Origin of the sequence: Nocardia terrae (assembly GCF_009760405.1) — a bacterium.
GTDB classification, from domain to species: Bacteria; Actinomycetota; Actinomycetes; order Mycobacteriales; family Mycobacteriaceae; genus Nocardia; species Nocardia terrae.
Genome location: NZ_WRPP01000009.1, coordinates 57,769 through 76,008, shown reverse-complemented (window position 1 = coordinate 76,008; position 18,240 = coordinate 57,769). Strand labels below are relative to the sequence as shown.

At 67.0% G+C, this 18,240-nt stretch carries 17 protein-coding genes, 2 tRNA genes and 1 pseudogene; 7 read left to right on the top strand and 13 right to left on the bottom strand.

Translation table 11 applies throughout. From position 1 onward, the window contains the following. The first annotated feature begins 2 nt into the window (after window positions 1-2). Window positions 3-581 carry a flavodoxin domain-containing protein gene (locus GPX89_RS34770; RefSeq protein ID WP_157391991.1) on the top strand — a complete coding sequence of 193 codons (579 nt, stop codon included), beginning with the start codon at window positions 3-5 and terminating at the stop codon, window positions 579-581. Window positions 582-621: 40 nt separating this feature from the next. Here the strand turns inward: GPX89_RS34770 and GPX89_RS34765 are convergent, their stop codons facing one another. The 5 genes from GPX89_RS34765 to GPX89_RS34745 are packed head-to-tail and all read right to left on the bottom strand — an operon-like array spanning window position 622 to window position 5,641. Further along, window positions 622-2,262, bottom strand: a complete 1,641-nt coding sequence (locus tag GPX89_RS34765) for an ABC transporter permease subunit (protein WP_157391990.1) — start codon at window positions 2,260-2,262, stop codon at window positions 622-624. Further along, window positions 2,222-3,160 carry an ABC transporter ATP-binding protein gene (locus tag GPX89_RS34760; protein ID WP_157391989.1) on the bottom strand — a complete coding sequence of 313 codons (939 nt, stop codon included), beginning with the start codon at window positions 3,158-3,160 and terminating at the stop codon, window positions 2,222-2,224. The genes GPX89_RS34765 and GPX89_RS34760 overlap by 41 nt, the downstream gene beginning before the upstream one ends. Then, the gene (locus GPX89_RS34755; protein ID WP_157391988.1) at window positions 3,157-3,915 is read right to left on the bottom strand and encodes a DUF998 domain-containing protein; all 759 of its coding nucleotides are present in this window, start codon (window positions 3,913-3,915) and stop codon (window positions 3,157-3,159) included. The genes GPX89_RS34760 and GPX89_RS34755 overlap by 4 nt, the downstream gene beginning before the upstream one ends. A 52-nt stretch (window positions 3,916-3,967) precedes the next feature. Continuing rightward, window positions 3,968-4,714: an ABC transporter permease gene (locus tag GPX89_RS34750; RefSeq protein ID WP_157391987.1), complete on the bottom strand. Its 747-nt coding sequence runs from the start codon at window positions 4,712-4,714 to the stop codon at window positions 3,968-3,970. 3 nt (window positions 4,715-4,717) lie between these two features. Next, window positions 4,718-5,641, bottom strand: a complete 924-nt coding sequence (locus GPX89_RS34745; RefSeq protein ID WP_157391986.1) for an ABC transporter ATP-binding protein — start codon at window positions 5,639-5,641, stop codon at window positions 4,718-4,720. Window positions 5,642-5,854: 213 nt separating this feature from the next. Between GPX89_RS34745 and GPX89_RS34740 the strand changes: the two genes are divergently transcribed. Beyond that, window positions 5,855-7,654: an adenosylcobalamin-dependent ribonucleoside-diphosphate reductase gene (locus tag GPX89_RS34740; protein WP_235948807.1), complete on the top strand. Its 1,800-nt coding sequence runs from the start codon at window positions 5,855-5,857 to the stop codon at window positions 7,652-7,654. A gap of 91 nt (window positions 7,655-7,745) precedes the next feature. Here the strand turns inward: GPX89_RS34740 and GPX89_RS34735 are convergent, their stop codons facing one another. The 4 genes from GPX89_RS34735 to GPX89_RS34720 form a co-directional block, all read right to left on the bottom strand. Then, window positions 7,746-8,252, bottom strand: a complete 507-nt coding sequence (locus GPX89_RS34735) for a hypothetical protein (protein ID WP_157391984.1) — start codon at window positions 8,250-8,252, stop codon at window positions 7,746-7,748. A gap of 148 nt (window positions 8,253-8,400) precedes the next feature. Continuing rightward, window positions 8,401-9,108 (bottom strand): response regulator transcription factor, encoded by a 708-nt coding sequence (locus GPX89_RS34730; protein ID WP_328602641.1) that lies wholly within the window; start codon window positions 9,106-9,108, stop codon window positions 8,401-8,403. A 45-nt stretch (window positions 9,109-9,153) separates the two neighbouring features. Then, a complete protein-coding gene (locus GPX89_RS46070; protein WP_157391983.1) occupies window positions 9,154-10,347 on the bottom strand; it encodes a sensor histidine kinase in 1,194 nt (397 codons plus the stop codon). Window positions 10,348-10,355: 8 nt separating this feature from the next. Then, entirely contained in the window at window positions 10,356-10,883 is a 528-nt protein-coding gene (locus GPX89_RS34720) for a hypothetical protein (protein WP_157391982.1), read from the bottom strand. Window positions 10,884-11,086: 203 nt separating this feature from the next. Between GPX89_RS34720 and GPX89_RS34715 the strand changes: the two genes are divergently transcribed. Further along, window positions 11,087-12,034, top strand: coding sequence for a phosphatase PAP2 family protein (locus GPX89_RS34715; protein ID WP_328602640.1), 948 nt, complete (start codon window positions 11,087-11,089; stop codon window positions 12,032-12,034). Between the two features lie 16 nt (window positions 12,035-12,050). Here the strand turns inward: GPX89_RS34715 and GPX89_RS34710 are convergent. Together GPX89_RS34710 and mihF are read right to left on the bottom strand one after the other, a co-directional pair. Continuing rightward, window positions 12,051-12,138: transfer RNA gene (locus tag GPX89_RS34710), tRNA-Leu, on the bottom strand. Between the two features lie 139 nt (window positions 12,139-12,277). Beyond that, window positions 12,278-12,592, bottom strand: coding sequence for an integration host factor, actinobacterial type (gene mihF / locus GPX89_RS34705; protein WP_157391980.1), 315 nt, complete (start codon window positions 12,590-12,592; stop codon window positions 12,278-12,280). 273 nt (window positions 12,593-12,865) lie between these two features. On the opposite strand from mihF, the gene GPX89_RS34700 reads away from it, so the two are divergent. The 3 genes from GPX89_RS34700 to GPX89_RS34690 all read left to right on the top strand — a co-directional run bounded on the left by GPX89_RS34700 (window position 12,866) and on the right by GPX89_RS34690 (window position 14,374). Then, a complete protein-coding gene (locus tag GPX89_RS34700) occupies window positions 12,866-13,696 on the top strand; it encodes an SEL1-like repeat protein (RefSeq protein ID WP_157391979.1) in 831 nt (276 codons plus the stop codon). 186 nt (window positions 13,697-13,882) lie between these two features. Continuing rightward, complete coding sequence (locus GPX89_RS34695) at window positions 13,883-14,194, top strand: hypothetical protein (RefSeq protein ID WP_157391978.1); 312 nt, start codon at window positions 13,883-13,885, stop codon at window positions 14,192-14,194. Between the two features lie 95 nt (window positions 14,195-14,289). Beyond that, window positions 14,290-14,374, top strand: a tRNA-Leu gene (locus GPX89_RS34690). A gap of 745 nt (window positions 14,375-15,119) precedes the next feature. Here GPX89_RS34690 and GPX89_RS45055 read toward each other — a convergent pair. After that, a pseudogene (locus tag GPX89_RS45055) lies at window positions 15,120-16,025 on the bottom strand (recombinase family protein); the annotation flags it as partial. A 520-nt stretch (window positions 16,026-16,545) separates the two neighbouring features. Here GPX89_RS45055 and cutA point away from each other — a divergent pair. Then, a complete protein-coding gene (cutA, locus tag GPX89_RS34680; protein ID WP_157391977.1) occupies window positions 16,546-16,881 on the top strand; it encodes a divalent-cation tolerance protein CutA in 336 nt (111 codons plus the stop codon). On the opposite strand, the gene GPX89_RS34675 is transcribed toward cutA, so the two are convergent. Then, entirely contained in the window at window positions 16,862-18,106 is a 1,245-nt protein-coding gene (locus GPX89_RS34675) for a helix-turn-helix domain-containing protein (protein WP_157391976.1), read from the bottom strand. The genes cutA and GPX89_RS34675 overlap by 20 nt on opposite strands. Between the last annotated feature and the right edge of the window lie 134 nt (window positions 18,107-18,240).

The window sequence follows — 18,240 nt, the reverse complement described above, 5'->3', positions numbered from 1 at the left end:
GTATGACCTTCGACAACGACGACCGTGCTCAGCACACGGTGCTCATCGTCTACGCCTCCGCGGCGGGCTCGACCGCCCAGATCGCCGAGTTCATGGCGCAACGTATGCGTGACAAGCAATTACACGTGCGTGTCGAACCCGTCGACCGCGCACCCGACCCCGGGTCGTACGAGGCCGTCGTCCTGGGCAGCGCAATCCACAATGGACAGTTCCTGCCCGGATTCGCCGACTACGTCCGGCGCTACGCCGCGAGCTTGAAGCAACGTCCGAGCTGGCTGTTCAGTATCGGTATGGGACCCGCACTACGTGGACCGGTGGGTGCGGTCTTCAAGCGCATCACCCCACCCGCTGTCACCGAATGCCGAACCATGGCCGGCAGTCGTGGATATCGCGCGTTCGCCGGCGTCGTTCCGCGTCCGCCCGACCTGCGAACCCGACTGCTGGTCCGACTGTTCGGGTGCCCCTTCGGTGACCTCCGCGATTGGGCCGCGATCACGGCCTGGACCGACGACATCACCGCTGCGGTCGAGAACACCTCGCCTGCCACCCGTTTCCCGGCGGCCGAACGACCCCACGACTAGCGCGGGCACGCGCGACGATATCGGACGAACCGCCGCGTGATCAGGCGATCGCCCTGGCGCGTGCTGCGCTAACGGTGGCGCATAGGAATCCGGCTACCGCCAGCGCTGACAGGAAGAGCAATCCGCCTGGGGAAGGGGTTTGGAGGTAGGGGTGGCCGGTGGCGCCGAAGAGGGACAGCTTGGTGATCCAGGAGGGCCAGGCGAACATTGGGACCAGGAGTGTGAGCAGGTAGGAGAGGCCGAGCACGATTGCCAGTGCCGAGACGGCGAAACGGGGAATCCAGATCACCAGCCAGGATGCGACCGCGCCGAGTCCGGCGGCCAGTAGGAGTGCGCTGGCAGCGATTCGGGCGGTTCCGGCGGCATCGAGACCGACGTCGACCACCGTCGCGCCGATCAGCAACCCGGCGAGGGCGGAGGCGATGATCACTACTGTTCCGGCGAGCACGGTGGTCAAGCGCTGCCCGATCAGCGCGGTCCAGGACAACGGAGTCGAGAGCAGCAGTGCCAGGCGGCCCTGTTCGCGATCGCCGACCCAGGATGCGGCCTGGGTGACGACGTATGCCGCGGCGATGGGGGCGGTGAGTTCCGAGACGAAGCCCAGGTATTGGCTGCCTGCGCTGAAGCCGGGGTCGACCTGGAGCATCCGCCGGGTGATGTCGAACTTGTCCCACATGTCGATCACTTCGGGCTCCAGCCAGGCCATCAGCCCGAGTGCGGCGGCTGCGGAGGCTGACCACACCGCCAGGCCGGTGCGCTCTCGCAGCAAGGTCGCCGACCACAGCCGGTTCAGTGCTGGATGCTGTACGCGCGCCAGGGGTTTCGTGTGGCGGAGACGGGGCGACCACAGTGGGCTGCCGACATCGCGGCGTCCGAACAACCTGGCCGCGACGCCGATCAGCAGCGCGGCCGCTACCGGCAGGCCGACGAACGACATCGTGTCGAAGCCCGCGCCGGGAACCAAGCCGCGGCAGCGGGTGAAGTAATAGAAGGGCGAGACGAACCGCAGGATCGACAACGGCCCGAACCGGTCCCACACATTGGTGTAGAGGTACAGCGCCACCACGATCAGTGCCGAGAGCGCGCTTGCCGAGCGTGCGGTCACGCCGAGTTGCGCGAGGACCGCGCCGAGGCCGTAGCCGACGAAAGCGCATGCCGCCGCGGCGAATGCGATCGCGAACGAACCGACCGGGTCGGAGTCGCCCCCGACCGCCATCGCCATTGCCAGCCCGGCGCCGACTCCGACACCGATCAGCGCCAGCACCGTCGCGAATCCGAGGGCACGGTCACGCACCACCTGCTCGCGGGTCCGTCCGGTCGCCAGTATCACCTCGACCGAACGACCGGCCTCGGCCCCGCGCACCGCGGTGGCACCCTGGACCGCCGCGTAGAGAGTCAGGAACAACACCAGCAGCGTGACATTGTGATAGGTCAGGTAGCCGCCGAGGGTGTCGAGCCGGTCCCCGGGCCAGCGCAGCAGCCGCATGGCCTGCACCCCGGCCTCCATGCTGTCGGCCATGCCCTTGGGACCACCGGTGAAACGTTCTGTCTCGCTGCGGAATCCGGCACCGATCGCCGTCATCGCGACCGCGCTGCCCAGGATCCAGCCGAGTATGCCGCGCCGGTGGCCGCGTACGGTGTCAGCGGCCAGCCGCAGGCTCGGGCGTGGTTTCGAACTCATGCAGGAACACCTCCTCGAGCGACAACTCGTGGCTGTCCAGCTCGACCACACCGGCCGCGGCCAAGACATCCAGCAGTGGTCCGATCGACCCCTGCACCGAACAGGTGAGCCGGCGACCGGCGACCCGCGGATCAGCGACACCGGGCACATCCAGCAGCCGCGCCGGATCCAAGGTCTCGGACACGATCGCCGCGACCCGATGAATCCGCTTGACCCGCAACTCGTTCAGCGAACCGACCTTCCAGACCCGGCCGTCGCGTATCAAACCGACACGGTCACAGATCGATTCGACTTCCGAGAGCACATGCGAGGACAGCAGTACGGACGCGCCACCCGCCACGGCCTCCTGCAGCAGTTCGTGAAAGACGCGCTGCATCAAGGGATCCAGTCCCAGCGTCGGCTCGTCCAGGATCAGCAACTCGGGCCGGTGCATGAACGCCTGGATCAGGCCGACCTTCTGCTTGTTGCCGTGCGACAACTCCTCGTAACGGCGGCCCAGGTCCAATCGCAGCCGATCGGCAAGCGCGTGAATGTAGTCCTCGTCCACGCCGCCGCGCAGGCCCGCAAGCATGCCGATCACGTAGCTCGCGCTGACCCGCGGCCACTGGACCAGTTCACCGGGCAGGTAACCGATCTTGCGTTTGATCTCCACGCTGTCGGCGTGGGCGTCGAGCCCGAAGATCGTCGCATGCCCCCGATCGGGGCGGGCGAGGTCCATGAGCAGCCGAATCGTGGTCGTCTTCCCGGCACCGTTGGGACCGATGAAACCGAACGTCTCGCCGCGGCCGACGGTCAGGTCCAGGTCGAAAACACCACGACCCGCGCCGAAATCCTTTGTCAGCCCCGTGCAGGCCAGCACCGGTTCGGCGGGCCGACGGGCATCGATATCGGAGGTCATGATTCATCGTCACAATCGGCGCCACGGACCGGCAGGGCCCTTCGTCCTCGACCGGCGAGGATCTCGCCACCAGCGGCCGAGCCGATTCGCCAGGCCACGCCGAGCGTGATCAAGCTGAACGTCACCAACTGAACCCGTTGCGGGACGCCGACCCACCCGAAGGGATAACCGGCGACACAAGCCAACCCGGCGGCGACCACCACGATCAGCCCCGTCCGGGCAGCCATCCGATCGAGGCGGGATCCCGACCGCGTGGCCAGACGCTCGAGCGCGAGCACCGCGACGATGGCGGCAAGCTGCGAAACCACGCTCGATCCCAGATGCGCGAGGTGATGCCAGGACACCTGCGCGGCGAATTCCCTTCGCTCGCAGACGGGATCGACCGTGGTGAGACAGTCCGGCACGAACACCGCGTCGGCAACGGTCGCCGCACCGAACAACGCGGTCGCTACGGCCATACCAGCCACGAGCCGATCACCCGAGCACCACCGCGCGGCCACCAGACCGGCCGCCACCAGGTAGAGGACACCCGAGACGACGTCCCCGCCACGGAAAAGCCAGTGGTAGGGCTGCGACACCACATAGTGCTCACTGACGAAACCGGAGATCAGCGAAAGCCGCGTCGGCAGAAGGAATTCCACCACCCACAGCGCATAGGCGACGCCCGCCCCGGCGATCACAGCGGCGGTGAGGACTCGCCGCCGATTCTCGGACTCGCCCCCGACACGTGGCGAATGACGGGTGAGTATCGCCATGACTCCGACTCCGGTCCTCGATTTTCACTATCGACAGTGGGGTGGTCCCCGATCAGTCCCAGCGCAGCAGCCGGACCGACAGCAGGGCCGAAACGACCAGGAACGCGACCACGGTCAGCAGTGCGGCAAGATTGACCGGGAAACCCACCCACGCGTCCTGCAACACGGTCACGACATGGGTGAGCGGCAGCACATCGCCGATCCGGCGCAGCGTGTGACCGAAAAGCGCACGGGGACCATCGGTTCCGGCGAGGAACATCATGACGAAGAACGCGATCACGCCGATGCCCTGCGCCGCGCGGGCGGTCGGCAGCACCGCGGCGAGCAACACCCCGATCGCGGCGAAGCTCAACGCGCACAACAGAAATGCCAGCAGGGCCGCGAGCGGGTCCCTGGGCGCGTGCACGTCGTAGGCGAGGACCCCGACCGTGATCAGCGCGACGCTGCCGACCGCGGCCAGCACCACGGTGACCACGACCTGCGCCGCCAGCAGTGTCCAGGCGGGCAGACCCGAGGCGCGGAAACGGCGCAGCACGCCACGTTCCCGATATCCGGCCAGATGCACCGGGATACCGATCAACCCCACCGAGGCGATGGCCAGGCCGACATAGCCGGGCACGTAGTAGTCCATCGCGCCGATGCCCCGGAAAGCGTCGGTCTTCGGATCCGGGACATTGCCGAACGCCGCGCCCAGGATCCACACCACCAGCGCCGGAAAGCCCAGGGTGAACACGAGATTCAGCGGCTCGCGCACGAAGAGCTTGAGCTCGACCCAGGTGAGTTTGACGAACAGGCGCATGACTCAGCTCTCCCCCGCCCGGGTGCCCGTGATCGCCAGGAAGGCGTCTTCGAGGTCGGCCTGGCGCACCCGCAGCCCGCGAGTGTCGCAGCCGCGCCGCACCAGCTCCGCGCAGGTGCGCACCAGCATGGGATCGACGCCCACGAGCTCGACCGCGCCGTCACTGCGATGCACCTGCTCCAATCCTGGAATGGACTCCAGCCAGCCCAGGTCTGCGTCGTGGGAACGGAACTGCACCCGCATCCGCGGCGCGTAGCGCTGCACCAGCTCGTCCGGTGTGCCGACCGCCGCGAGGCGTCCCGCCCTCAGCACCGCCACCCGGTCGCACAGGTGCTCGGCCTCATCCATGAAGTGGGTCACCAGCACCACGGTCGTACCGCGGTCGGCTACCGCGCGCACCATGTCCCAGGCGATGCGGCGCGCGGCCGGATCCAACCCAGTGGTCATCTCGTCGAGGAACACCACCTCGGGTGCGCTGCGCAGGGCCAGCGCCACGAACAGGCGCTGCCGCTGTCCGCCCGACAGTTGCGCGAAGGGGGTGTCGCGCTGCTCGGCCAGGCCCCACTGCTCGAGCAGCGGCCGCCAGTCGCCGGAACGACCGGACATGGCGGAGAACAGATCCAGGGCCTCCCACACCCGCAACCGATCGGGCAGCGCCGAGTTCTGCAACTGGCTGCCGATGCGGTCGCGCAATCGGGCGATATCGGCGATCGGATCCAGCCCGAGCACGCGGACGCTGCCCGCATCGGCGCGGCGCAGACCCTGCACGATCTCGATGGTCGTGGTCTTGCCCGCGCCGTTGGGCCCGAGCAGGCCGAAGACCTCGCCGTGGGCGACCTCGAAGCCGACCTCGTCCACCACGGCCACACCGCGATAGCGCTTCACCAACTGCCGCGCCTCGACCGCGACCGTCCGTTCCGGAGGCATGGGCGACCCCTCCCTACCACGGTTGCCCACGGCAGGTGCGCCGCGAGCATTCCGAATCACTGTGCGACACGCCCGATTCGTGGTGGCAGAGGCGATCGCCCTCGGCGGCCGGTACCAATGGCCCGCGGTAGACCCGACGCGGCTGACACTGGTCGACACGGCGGTGGCCGAAGTCCTCTACCGCCGCGAAATGCCGCGGCGAACGCTGGCTGCATGGACCCCGATACAACCGAGAGCGCGACCGCGGTACGTCCCGGGGGCGACGTGATCGACGATCTCGGATTGTCTCCGGTCGCCCTCGCGGTCCTGTCCGAACGCTATCTGCTCCGCGACGACTCCGGCAGCCTCCGCGAGACCCCGGGCCAGATGATGGACCGGGTGGCGGTCGCCGTCGCCCACGCCGAGGACGACTACCGGCCCGGCGCCTCACACGGCTACGCCGAGCGATTCGCCACGGTTCTACGAGCCCGCGAATTCCTGCCCAACTCACCGACTCTCATGAACGCCGGGACGAGTCTGGGTGTGCTGTCGGGCTGTTATGTACTGCCGATCGAGGATTCGCTCGAATCGATCTTCGACACCCTGCGCACCACGGCGCTGCTGCACCGCGCCGGGGCGGGCACCGGATTCTCGTTCTCCCGGCTGCGTCGGCGCGGATCCGCGACCTCCGGCGGCGGGGTCGCCAGCGGGCCGGTCTCGTTCATCGAACTCTATGACGCCGCCTCACAGGTGATCCGGCTCGGCGGCCGCCGCCGCGGCGCGAACATGGCGGTGCTCGACGTCCACCACCCCGATATCGAGGAGTTCCTACGCGCCAAATCCGATACCGGGGCGCTGCCGACCTTCAATCTGTCGGTCGGAGTCACCGACGATTTCCTGCACGCCGCCGCGCAGGGCCGATCCCATCGGCTGATCGATCCGGCTACCGGCCGGCTGGTGCGCGAGCTCCCGGCGCGTGAGCTGTTCGCCCAGATCGCCGAGAACGCCTGGCGCACAGGCGAACCCGGCCTGCTGTTCCTCGACACCGTGAATCGCGCGAACCCGGTCCCCGAGCTGGGCCGGTTGCAGGCGACCAATCCGTGCGGCGAGGTGCCGTTGTCGGCTTTCGAGTCCTGCACGCTCGGATCGGTGAATCTGGCGCGCTTCCTCGACGGCGACGGTCTCGACGAGGTCAGGCTGGCCGAGGTGGTGCGCCTGGGCGTCCGTTTCCTCGACGACGTGCTCGACGTGTCGGTTCACCCCGTACCCGCCCTCGCCGAGGCCGCCCGTGCCACACGCAAGATCGGTCTCGGCGTCATGGGCGTCGCGGAAATGCTTGCGGCCCTGGGGCTTCCCTATGACTCCCCCGCCGCGGTGCGCTACGTCTCCGGACTCATGGCCCGCATCTCGCGGTGGGCGCACGCGGCCTCCCGGGAGCTCGCGGCCGAACGGGGACCGTTTCCGCTGTATCCGCACAGCCGCTGGGTCACGTCCGCGCCCATGCGCAACGCCCAGGTCACCTCGATCGCGCCGACCGGCACCATCTCCCTGATCGCGGGCACCTCGGCGGGTATCGAACCGTTCTACGCAATCGCCTACACCCGGCACGTGCTGGGCCGCGATTTCGACCACTTCGAGCCGCTGCTGCGCGAGCGAGCCAGGGCGCACGGTGCCTGGTCACCGACCTTGGAGGCCGAAATATCGGCCTCCGGAACGGTTTCCGACTGCGCCGGTCTTCCCGAGTCACTGCGCCGCAGCTTCGTGACGGCCCATGAGATAGACCCTCGCTGGCATATCCGCATGCAGGCCGCCGTTCAGCGCCACACTGACGCCGCCGTCGCGAAGACCATCAACCTGCCCGCCACCGCCGACGTGGCCACGATGCGCGAGGTCTTCCGACAGGCATGGCAGGCGGGCGTCAAGGGCATCACCGTCTACCGCGACGACACCCGCCCCGAGCAGGTCCTGCGCTGCCCCGAATCCTGCGGCCTGGAGAACGGCCTCGTGAATCCGACTGCCCAGGAGTTCTCGTGACATACGGCAGGAGCCGGCGTCCCTCCGGACATATGGCATGAGGGTCCAGCCCCGGAGTGGGCGGACCCTCCTGCCGATCGGTACTGCGCCTTCAGTGAACGAGGTCGGGGACCGCGCTCGGGTCGATCGCTCCCGCGGCTGCCCCGCCCGCCGCGCCGAGGGCGGCGCCGACACCGGCTCCGGTGACGACCGGAAGGGTCTCACACGCGGCGACGCCGAGGCCCGCACCGGCCAAGCCGCCGAGGACGACTCCGGCCGGAAGGGTGAGGGGCAGGGCCAGTCCAGCAGTCGCCAGGCCCACGGCGGTACCCGCGGCCGCTCCGGCCGCCGCACCCGCCACCCCGCCGACCGCGCCGGCGGCCACACTGCACGGCAGGCCCGCGAGTGCACCACCGGCCGCACCCGTTGCCGCACCGATCCCGGCACCCTCGAGGGCGCCGCTGGCGACCGGGTTGGACGCGGGGGCGTCGACCGGCTGGGCCGCGGTGGCCGGGTCGGGAGCCTCGGCATTCGCCGTGCCCGCGCTGCCGAGGGCCACGAAAGCGGGGATCGCGACGACAACGATTCCCGCGCACGCCTTTGTGATCGCATTCCGCATCATCGGACTGTCCCTTTCCTGAACTTGCTCGGGTATTGGTGGTGCGGTACCCGGCCATCGTCGTTCAGTGAAAGGTGCTGGGATATCGACTGTTCGGCCGAAATCGCGCGGCACGGATCGGCCGAAAGTCCGACGGGGATGTGCCCGATCAGGGCTGGGTTCGATGCCCGTTCCGCCAGGCCCAGGCGGCGATTTCGACGCGATTGCGCATGCCGAGTTTGGCCTGGATATTGCCCAGGTGGGTTTTGACGGTGCCCAGCGACAGATGCAGCTTTGCGCAGATCTCCTGATTGGTGCATCCCTGGGCCACGAGTCCGACGACCTCCAGCTCCCGTTCGGTGAGAGCTGTTGCGGGACAGACGGTTTCCTGAGCGACCGGCGTGGCGAGTCGTTCCAGCAGCCGGACGGTCACCGACGGGGAGACGAGCGCATCACCGCGAGCCGCGGCCCGGACCGCCTCCACGAGCAGACCCGGGCCCGCGTCCTTGAGCAGGAACCCGCAGGCGCCGCCCTGCAGTGCGCCGTAGACGTAGTCGTCCTGGTCGAAGGTGGTCACGACCACGACCCGCAACGGGTCGACGACGCCGGGCCCAGCGAGCGCGCGGGTCACCTCGAGGCCGTCGAGCTTGGGCATGCGGATATCCACCAGGCACACGTCCGGGCGCAGCCGCCGCGCGGTCTCCACGCAGGCCAGGCCATCGCCGACCTCGGCGATGACCTCGATATCGGGTTGGACCTGCAGGATCAGCCGGAAGCCGCTGCGTACCAGTTCCTGATCGTCGGCGAGAAGCACTCGGATCGCCGACGCGGAGTCGACGCGGTCGCTCTCGGGCACCGATGCACCGGAGGTGGTCACGAGACCCGATCGTGCCACATGAGCAGCGGATCCCGGCCGCACGACCTATCCATCGACCGTGTCGAGTATCGGAAAGCGGGCCAGCACCCGCCAGCCGCCATCGACCGCCGGCCCGGCGCTGAACCTCCCCTCGACGGCCTGGACGCGTTCGGCCAGACCGACCAAACCCAGCCCGCCGAGGCCGCCGACCGGCACCGTCACCCGCTGGGCGGGCGCGCTGTTGCACACCTCCACTGCCAAAAGCGCATTCGCGACGTCGATGCCGACGGTGACCAGCGCCGCACCGGGCGCGTGCCGTCGGACATTGGTCAGCGATTCCTGCACCACGCGATGCACCGACACCTCGACCTCCGGGGCCAGCCGCGCCTTCCTGGCCGCACCCGTGACACGGACCGTGGGCTCGGGACCGCCGCCGCGCGCGAAATCGGCCACCAGATCGGCCAATTCGGCGTACAGCTCACCGGATCGCACCGTGCGCGGGTCTTGTTCCCGCAACACTCGCACCAGTCGGCGCATCGAATCGAGCGTCTCCGTTCCGGCGGTCTCGATGGCGCTCAGGATGCCGTCGACCTGGTGCGGCGCGGTCGCCAGGATGGTGCGTGCGGCCTGCGCTTGTACGACGATTCCGGTGACATGGTGGGCGACGAAATCATGGAGTTCCCTGGCGAGTTCGAGGCGCTCGGCCTGCTGCACCCGCGTCACGGTCTGCGCTCGGCGCATATCCGCCGACCGCACGTAGCCGCCCAGGATCAGCGCGATCGCCACACACCAGGCCATCACGATCGTGAAGATCGCGGCCACGACCACCTGATCGGCGACGCGCAGCGGCAGAGCGATGATCGCCAGGCCGAGCACGCTGCACAGTGCGACAGCAAGACTCATCGGCTGCACTCGACGCGCGGTGACACCCAACAGGATCAGCAGCGCACCGGTTTCCATGAACCCCCACAACCAGAGCGCGTCGTGAGCCGGAAACACGGCCAGCGCCACCGTCAGCAGCCAGGAGCCGGCCGCCGCCAGACCCGCCCGCCATGCCACCGCGAGCCGCCTGCCGGGCACGACGACCAGGGCGGCGAACAGTGGTCCGGAGATCACCAGCAGCCAGTCCCAAATGCTGTGCCGGCCCGTGATCGGTGGCCAGACGCTGATCCAGTCGACCAGCCACAACAGCACCAGCACCCACAGGACGCTGATCGCTACCCAGCGGGTCCGCCGTGTCTCGGGAACGTGATACGTCACGCCGCAGATCAAAAGATGACAGCTCGGTCGACCCGGATCTTGCCCAGACCACCCCATGCGGAGCCGGGATCGGTGATCACGGTCGACTCGATGGTCAGGCCGAACTGGGTGGTTCCGGGCCGTCCGACGGTGAGGGTGGTGGAAGTGGGTACGCCGACCGGGGATTCGACCCAGACGCCGGAGACGTCGTTGGAGTTCTGGTAGGGGTCGGCGGCGGTGTCGCTGGAGAGCGGGTCGTGCAAGCTGATGGTTCCCGACGAGATCGGTTGCGGTCCGGGGTCGGTGGGGATGACGGGGTACTTCAGGTCCACCGAGGGATATCGAATACCGTCACACGTGCCGAGGTCCCCGTACACGGAGGTACCCGCGCCCGCGCTGCCCGAGGCCGGGTAGCGGTAGATCGTGAGGGTTCCCCCGGTGCAGGCGGTAGGCCAGTCGAACGGAGTACCCGCGGCGGCGGAACCACCGCCCAGCACCGTCAACGACGCGACGGACCCTATCGACATTGCGAAAGTGACGAGCTTGGTGATCCGCATTTTCGATCCTTCCGATGAATGGAGATCGAGACGTTCACTCAGAGTTCGGTGCCTACGCAATCATCAGCTTTCGACGTAGCCGACGGTATCGGCCATCCGGTCGAGAACCACAGCATCCCATCGGCCGTTCGGCCGATTCGGTGCGGGTCGGCGAAATGGAAAATTATGCCGTGTTGGATCGCTCTCTTCGAGGAGGGTTCGCGGTGGAACAGTCGATATCGAGTCAGCTTCCAGCGGTCGTGCCGCATCGGTGGATGGCGATCGCGGCGGTCTCGGCGGCAATAGCCGTGATCATCTACGTGCTGGCCGTCTGGACAGTACCCGGCCAAATGCTCGAGAACGCCGCATTACGCGGGGCCGATAAGGCAAACGCCAGCAGTGCCGAGGCAGCCAGCCGAATCCTGAACCAGATCACGGTCTACTCACTGGCTTTCATGGTGGCAGCGGTCGCATTCATCGGATTGCTGCGCCGACGCCTGGATCTCACCGTCGCGGCGGTCGGCGTGATCGTGGGTACTCAGATCGTGGTGCAGATATTGAAGCGCTACGTGCTGCCTCGACCCGAATTGGTCGATGTGAGTGGGCCTTACACGCACAACAGCTTCCCCAGCGGGCATACCGCGATCGCCATGACGGTGTTGTTCGCCACCGTGATCGTGGTGCCCTACCGCTGGCGCGGGCCGGCCATGGTCGTGGTGGCCACCTGGGCGGTCGGGATCGCGCACAACACCTTGATCGCCAAATGGCACCGGCTCAGCGATACCCTCGGCGCCGACGCCATCGCCCTCGCCGCGGCTTGCCTCGCCTCGTGGTGGCTGGCCCGGCGCGGATCGCTCGTCCGAAACGAGGGTCGCCGCAAGCTCATCCCAACCCTGCTCACGATGTACCTGTCGATCATGGCGCTGGCTACCGTCGCCCTCGGCGTGATTGTGTGGACCGGTCCGCTGGCCCAGGAGAATCTCGCCGCCGTGGTCCGTGAGGATTCCTGGGTGGTCTATCTCGGCGCGACCTCTTTCGCGTCGGCGGGTTCGCTCGTCGCTGCGTTGATCTTCCTGGCGATGTGGCGCAGGGTCGACACGGTTCGCGCCGCGACAACAGACAGCACGCAATGCGCACCCAGGGAACGAGAAAAGGCAGGACTCCCTGGTTAAGGAAATCCTGCCTTTGTGGTGTCCGGAGGGGGACTTGAACCCCCACGCCCTAATACGGGCACTAGCACCTCAAGCTAGCGCGTCTGCCATTCCGCCACCCGGACCGGTGGTGCTCAGCAAGGTTATCGGATCGGACCGCCTGGACCAAATCGGCCGATTTCCTGCGGGTTTACCTCGCGGGAAGAGGCGGTGGGAGTGGTTGCCGCCGGGTCGGTTCGCGACCCGGCAGGCCACCCCCCGATCTCAAGCCTTCAGTGCCTCCAGCAGCGCGGCGCGCTGCCGGGAACCCAGGCCGCCGATGCGACGGTCGGCGGGGATCTCGGCCTCGTCCATCAGCTTGGCCGCCTTGACCGGGCCGATGCCCGGGAGCGCCTTGATGACTGCCGCCACCTTCGTCTTCTTGACCAAGTCCTCTTTGTCGGCGCGCTTGAGGAGTTCGCCCAGGCTCAGTGAGCCCTTCTTGACCTCAGCGATCATCTCCGAGCGCGCCTTTCGAACAGCGGCGGCCTTGGCCAGCGCCTCGGAGCGTTGTTCGGGGGTCATGGTGGGCAGAGCCATATGTCCTTACCTTTCACTCGTTCGCTGGTACGTCGCCGACGATTCAACAGGACAGCGGCCGTTGCGCAAGTACGACACACCGCGTGGACGTGGCCGACACGTCAAGTGACCGGCGAAATGCGGACCGCGAGGGCTGTTCGAGGGCACTTTGGACACCGGTCACATGACCAGGTGTTTGCTGGAAGGTGTAGCTGGCAAATTCGGGACGCAGCCGACGGCATCGGTACTACGGTATGCGCGAACATCACTGAGCACCGGCGGAAGGCGGGGCAGATGAAGGGGTCGTATTCGTACGCCGAGCCGGCCACGACCGAACCACCCCTGGCGGACCGATACGACAGCGCAGAGCCCGTGACCTGGAACGGAGCTCAGGTCTACCCCCTGCATCAGGAGGTGATCGGCGTCTCCCCCACCACGGTCGCGCTGACTCTGCGCACGGCCGCCCCGCGTCCCGGGGTACGCAGCCTCGGCATCGGGCTCGGCGTGGATCGCGGCGACGTGTTGCTGGACGGCCGCCGACTCAGGGGGGTTGACGTCTGGAGTGATGCCATGGCGGGCGGTATCGAGCTCCAGGTGTGCCCGACCGAGGCCGACGCCGCCATCACCCTGACCCCCGTGTGGGTCGACGCCAGCGAGGCCACGGTCTCCTGGACGGGCAACTACGGCATGCTCGTCACCCGCGAACCCACCATGACCGTGTTGCACTGCAGCACCGGCGTCGGCCCGCCCGATTTCGGGGAGCTGGTCGTGGAACTGACCCTCGCGGTGACCCCGCCCCCGCCCGAACCGCCGACCGAGGCCAGCCGCTACCAGAACGCCCTCTACGACCTGGGCGTCGCCATGCAGAGCCGCGGCGAGGAGGACCAGGCCTGCCAACTGTGGACGCAGGCAGCCGAATTCGGGCACCTAGCCGCGGCCTACGACCTCGGCGTGGTCCGCTACCGCCGCGGCGACTACGGCGAGGCCGAACACTGGTGGCGCACCGCCGCCTCCCATGGCGACGCTCGCGCCATGGCCGGCCTTGCCGAACTTCTCACCCGCCGCGGCAATGCCAGCGAAGCCCGCGTCTGGCGCGCCGCCAGCGCCGCCGAATCCCCCCGCTGAGTTTTCACCGCACGCCAATTCGCATCGCCTGCAATCACCTTCACCGCGAATGTGATGCAGGTCATAGTCGAATCTGCCGAATCTCCGGGCTCGACCCTGATTGCCGATCGGTCGCGCCCATCTACAGTGGCGGTCGATCGCATGGGCATCACCCCGCCCGCGCACGAGCCACGAGGAACGCACCACATGATGAAGACCGCCCGTTGGACGGCCGTCGCAGCCGCCGCGCTCGCCGTAGCCCTGCTATCCGGTTGCTCGGATGTCGCGAAGGCCCTCAACCAGGGCGGCGACACCAAGTGCAGCGACTACCTCACCCAGGACGCCGACACCCAGCGCGTCACCATCACCAAATTCATCAAGCAACAAACCAACTCCGACCACGAGCCCCCCGGCACCCAGGTCGACCTCTCCATGGCCGCCGTCCAGAGCCTGTGCCAAGTCCAGGCCAACAAGGACACCCCCATCAAGAACGCCAACCTCCTCGGCATCCTCCACTGACCCCCCAAACCTCCCCCGGCGCACCCCATTTCGCCTGGCCCAGCCCCGATTTCCCTTTCCCCCAACCTCTCCGCTAATCTTGTCCAGCATCACCGGTCCGGGTGGCGGAATGGCAGACGCGCTAGCTTGAGGTGCTAGTGCCCGTATTAGGGCGTGGGGGTTCAAGTCCCCCTCCGGACACAGACACTACGCACACGGGTGGTCGTGGAGAAGCTTCGGCCACGACCACCCGTGTTTCGTGGTTATAGGTCAGTTTCAGGCCCAGCTGCCGGTACACCTCGAGCTTGTCGTTCGGGTCGGCGCGTTTCAGGATCGTTACCAGACCTCCCAATGAATCAACGAGCTGGCGGATTTCCTCGCGGGTCATTCGGTAGTCGACGATCGATTGTGTTTCCAGCGCCGCGATTCGCGCTGCGGCTGCGTCCCGCTCGCGTTGAACCTCGAGCGACCATGTGGCGATGAGGGCCGGGTCGGCGCCGGCCTCGAGAGCGGCCCGGTGGCGGGCCAGCTTCCGATCACATTCGAGTAGGACCTCTCGAGTCGTATCCAGCGCGGGCATATTGCGTTGTGTCTGTGCGGCTTCGAGCTGAGTGAGCGAGTGCTCGATGTGGTCGGGGTGGAAGACCTCGGCCAGCCAGAGGTCCACCGGACCGACGAGTTGCTCTTCGCGCAAGTAGACCGTGAGCGGATGGTCGAGCTTGTTCGCGATCGCGTATTCGGCCGGGTACCGGCATCGGTAGTGCGCCTTACCGTGGTTCCAGTTGCCCTGCATCCTGCGCCCGCAGTTGTCGTGAACCAGCAAGCCCTTGTAGGCATATGGATGCTCGCGCCGCACAGTAGTGCGCCCCGTCGAATTCGGGCCGCGACTGGCGAGTCGGAGGGCGACCTGCTCGAAAATATCTTTGCTGATCAGCGGCTGGTGCGCGGGCTTGTCGGAGAACACCCAGTCCTGCTTGGAATTCCACGTCAGATGGGTCGCATGGCCGAGCGCGACGTCCTCGACATCGATGAGCAGCTCCTGCTTGCGCTGCTTGTTCCAGACCTCGTGTCCGGTGTAGCGAGGATTGCCCAGGATTGCGCGAACTGCGCTCTTGGACCAAGCCAGCCCTTCGCGATGCGTGTTGCGTTTCCGGTCGTAAGCGGAGGGGCACTGGATTCCAGCGTCGGTAAGGCGCTGTGCGATGGCGAATATCCCGATCCCGGAAAGGTAGTCACTGAAGATCTGTTGAACCACCGGTGCCGTAATGGGATCGGGAGTGAGCCTGTGCAGGCGTTTGCCGTCGGCGGCTTTCCCTGGATTCGGGTGTGGTCCAACGTCTTCGAGGCAATATCCGTACGGAGGGCGCCCTCCGAGGTAACGGCCTTCCACCTGAGCCTGGGCGGCCATGGCCGCCCGGACACGGATCTTGATGCGGTTGCGTTCGCCCTTGGACATGCCTCCGAAGACCGACATGATCAGGTCGTGGGCTTCAGATTCCGGGTCGATCGGGCCGCCGACTTCGGGGACCCACAGGGGCACGCGGTAGTGAACGAAGATCGGGAAGGTGAGCCCGAACTGATTGCCGTAGAAGGCGCGCTGCGGTTCGCCGATGACAACCGCATCGAACCCGCGGTTGGGCGATTTCAGGAGTTCCAGAAGCCGAGCCGCTTCGGGTCGCCGCTTCCACGGAATTGCTCGGCTCTGCCCGATATCGAAGAACTCCGCGACGATCTCGCCGTGGCGGCTGACCAGACCTTCCGCCCGCCCGAGTTGCCAGTTCTTCGAGGCGACGGGGTCCTGCTGATCCTCGGTGGAGACACGCCCAAGGAAAGCGAATCGGGTCGTGGTCACGCGGCCCTCCGATCATTCGAAGGCGCGCTGGCCTTGGCTGCCTGGCGGATCACCCGCAACAGTCGAGCAGCCGCGAGCGGAGTAAGTGTCGGTGGATGAGCTGGAACCACGACATCGACATCATCGGGCTCCGAATCCGAATGAGGTCTCTCGACTGCGGTCTGCGGTGGCTCGGGACGCTGTGGTGTTGAGCGCATGACCATCAATGCTCCTCGTTGAGAATCGGGCACGACCGGCAACGGTTTGACGCAACGGGGGTCTATCAACGCGTCGTCCGCGCGGGTCTGTCAAGTCGCTTCCAGAAGGGCAGACAGCAGTCCGTACCGCTTGCTTCCGTGTGCTCCTCGGTAGCCCTGCCGAGCGAAGCCATCTATTCGGGGTCATCCCCCTACTGCACGCAGACCCCCGATTTGCGACATCCGATCTGGAGAATTCATGAGCTGCGGTTATAGACGTCTGGCGGGAGGCCGTAGAGACGGAACTCTGACACCAGCACACGCCACGGCCTAGTGTTTGGCCCATGGCAGAAGCAAGGGTGTGGTCCGTTACGTCGACTACTCCGACCGAGGAGGACGCACAGAAGATCGCGCGTACTGCGGTGGCCGAACGGCTCGCCGCCGGTGCGGAGGTCACTGGCCCGGCGATGTCGGTCTTCTGGCACGACGACCAGCTGGGCGAAGGTCAAGAGTGGCGCGTGACGCTGAAAACGTCGGCCGCCGTGAGGGATCGACTCGTGAGCAGAATTCTGGAGTTGCATCCGTGGGCGGCCGGGCCCGAGATCATTGCCTCACCGGTTGAGTGGGCTGTCGACCACTACGCCGACTGGGTCGAGAAGTTCACAGCTGCAAAGGAATAGGGGCGCGGGCGGTCGTGGCGCGACGGGCGAGATCCCCGGCCTCGGCCGCGCCAACCGCCAGCGCCCGCTGGGCAGTTTCTCGCACGCGTGCCAGGGGGCGAACAGAAGAAACTTCGCGGGCGAGGGCGAATGCTTTCTCGGTCGCTACGATGGCTTGGTTTGGGTCGCCCGCGTCGAAATAGGCATCGGCTAACCAGGTCAGGTACAGCGCTTTGTCCCTCGCCCACGTGTCCGGGTAGGCCGCGAGTGCCCGACGGAGTGGTGGAATGGCCCGCTCCGGCTTGTGCAGTACCGACCAGACGCGCCCGGCCATGATATCGAGCTCCGCGTGATTCATCCACGCACACCAGCTCGGCGCATCGTCTTCGTCGTCCAGGCTGGCGCGCGCGATGTCGAGCGCCCGGGCGGCAGCTTCCATGTCGCCGACCGTGGCGAAGGACCACGCACGCCGTGATTGCAACAGCGCGACGGCCGTGCCCGGAGCACCCGGACCGAGCGTCACGCATGCAGCATCCGCAGCGGCGATCGACTCGGATTCTCCAGTCGCATAGGCGATATGGACGAGCGAGTTGGCCTCGAGCGCGCGACTGCCGACTTCGCGTGCGGCGCTGCGGCTGTAGTTGAACAGAGCGACCGCGACCTCGGTGAATCCTGCGTCGAATGCCGCCCAACCGGCCTGCTGGGCCTGTTGGGCGGCCAGCTCGATGAGGCTGTTGGCGGTGGCGAGTCGGCGGTTGGAGCTGCGGAGGATCTGTTCGGTGCGCGCCAGTTCGGTGAAGTACAGGTGGAAGGTGTCGCCGCCGCCGTACTCGCTGTCCATCGCTTCGAGCTTGGTAAACTTCCGGCGCATCCGATCGACGTCTACTGCTCCCACGCGCGCCGGCGGTTGGCTGCCCAGCAAGGGGGCGGCTAGGCCAGCGGCGGCGAGGAAATGTCTGCGTTTCGTGGCTTCGTCCTTGTCCGCGTCGCGTTTGGTCCGCTTCGGATACAGACCAAGGGCTGCTTCCGATTCGCTACCCAACAGTGCCACGAGGGCTTGACGAGTCGCACGTCTGGGCCAGGCAATCTCGCCGCACTCGATGCGGCTGATCGCCTGTGCGTCCACCCCAGGGCGATGGCCGGTTCTCTGCTCGACGTAGTCACACACCAGCTCGGCGAGATCAGGCTGTGTAAGCCCCCTGGCGAGCCGAAATGCCTTGAATTGGTCGTTCGTCGGCTCTCCCAATACGAGTCCGATCCGCTTATTTGCCTACAGTTTTGCGCTGTTGACCGCCTCAGACAACCGGAACGCTGAAAGAGGTACCCGGACGGGCCGAAAGCGGTACTCCCGTACCTGATCGGCCCCGCGAACCACCGAAC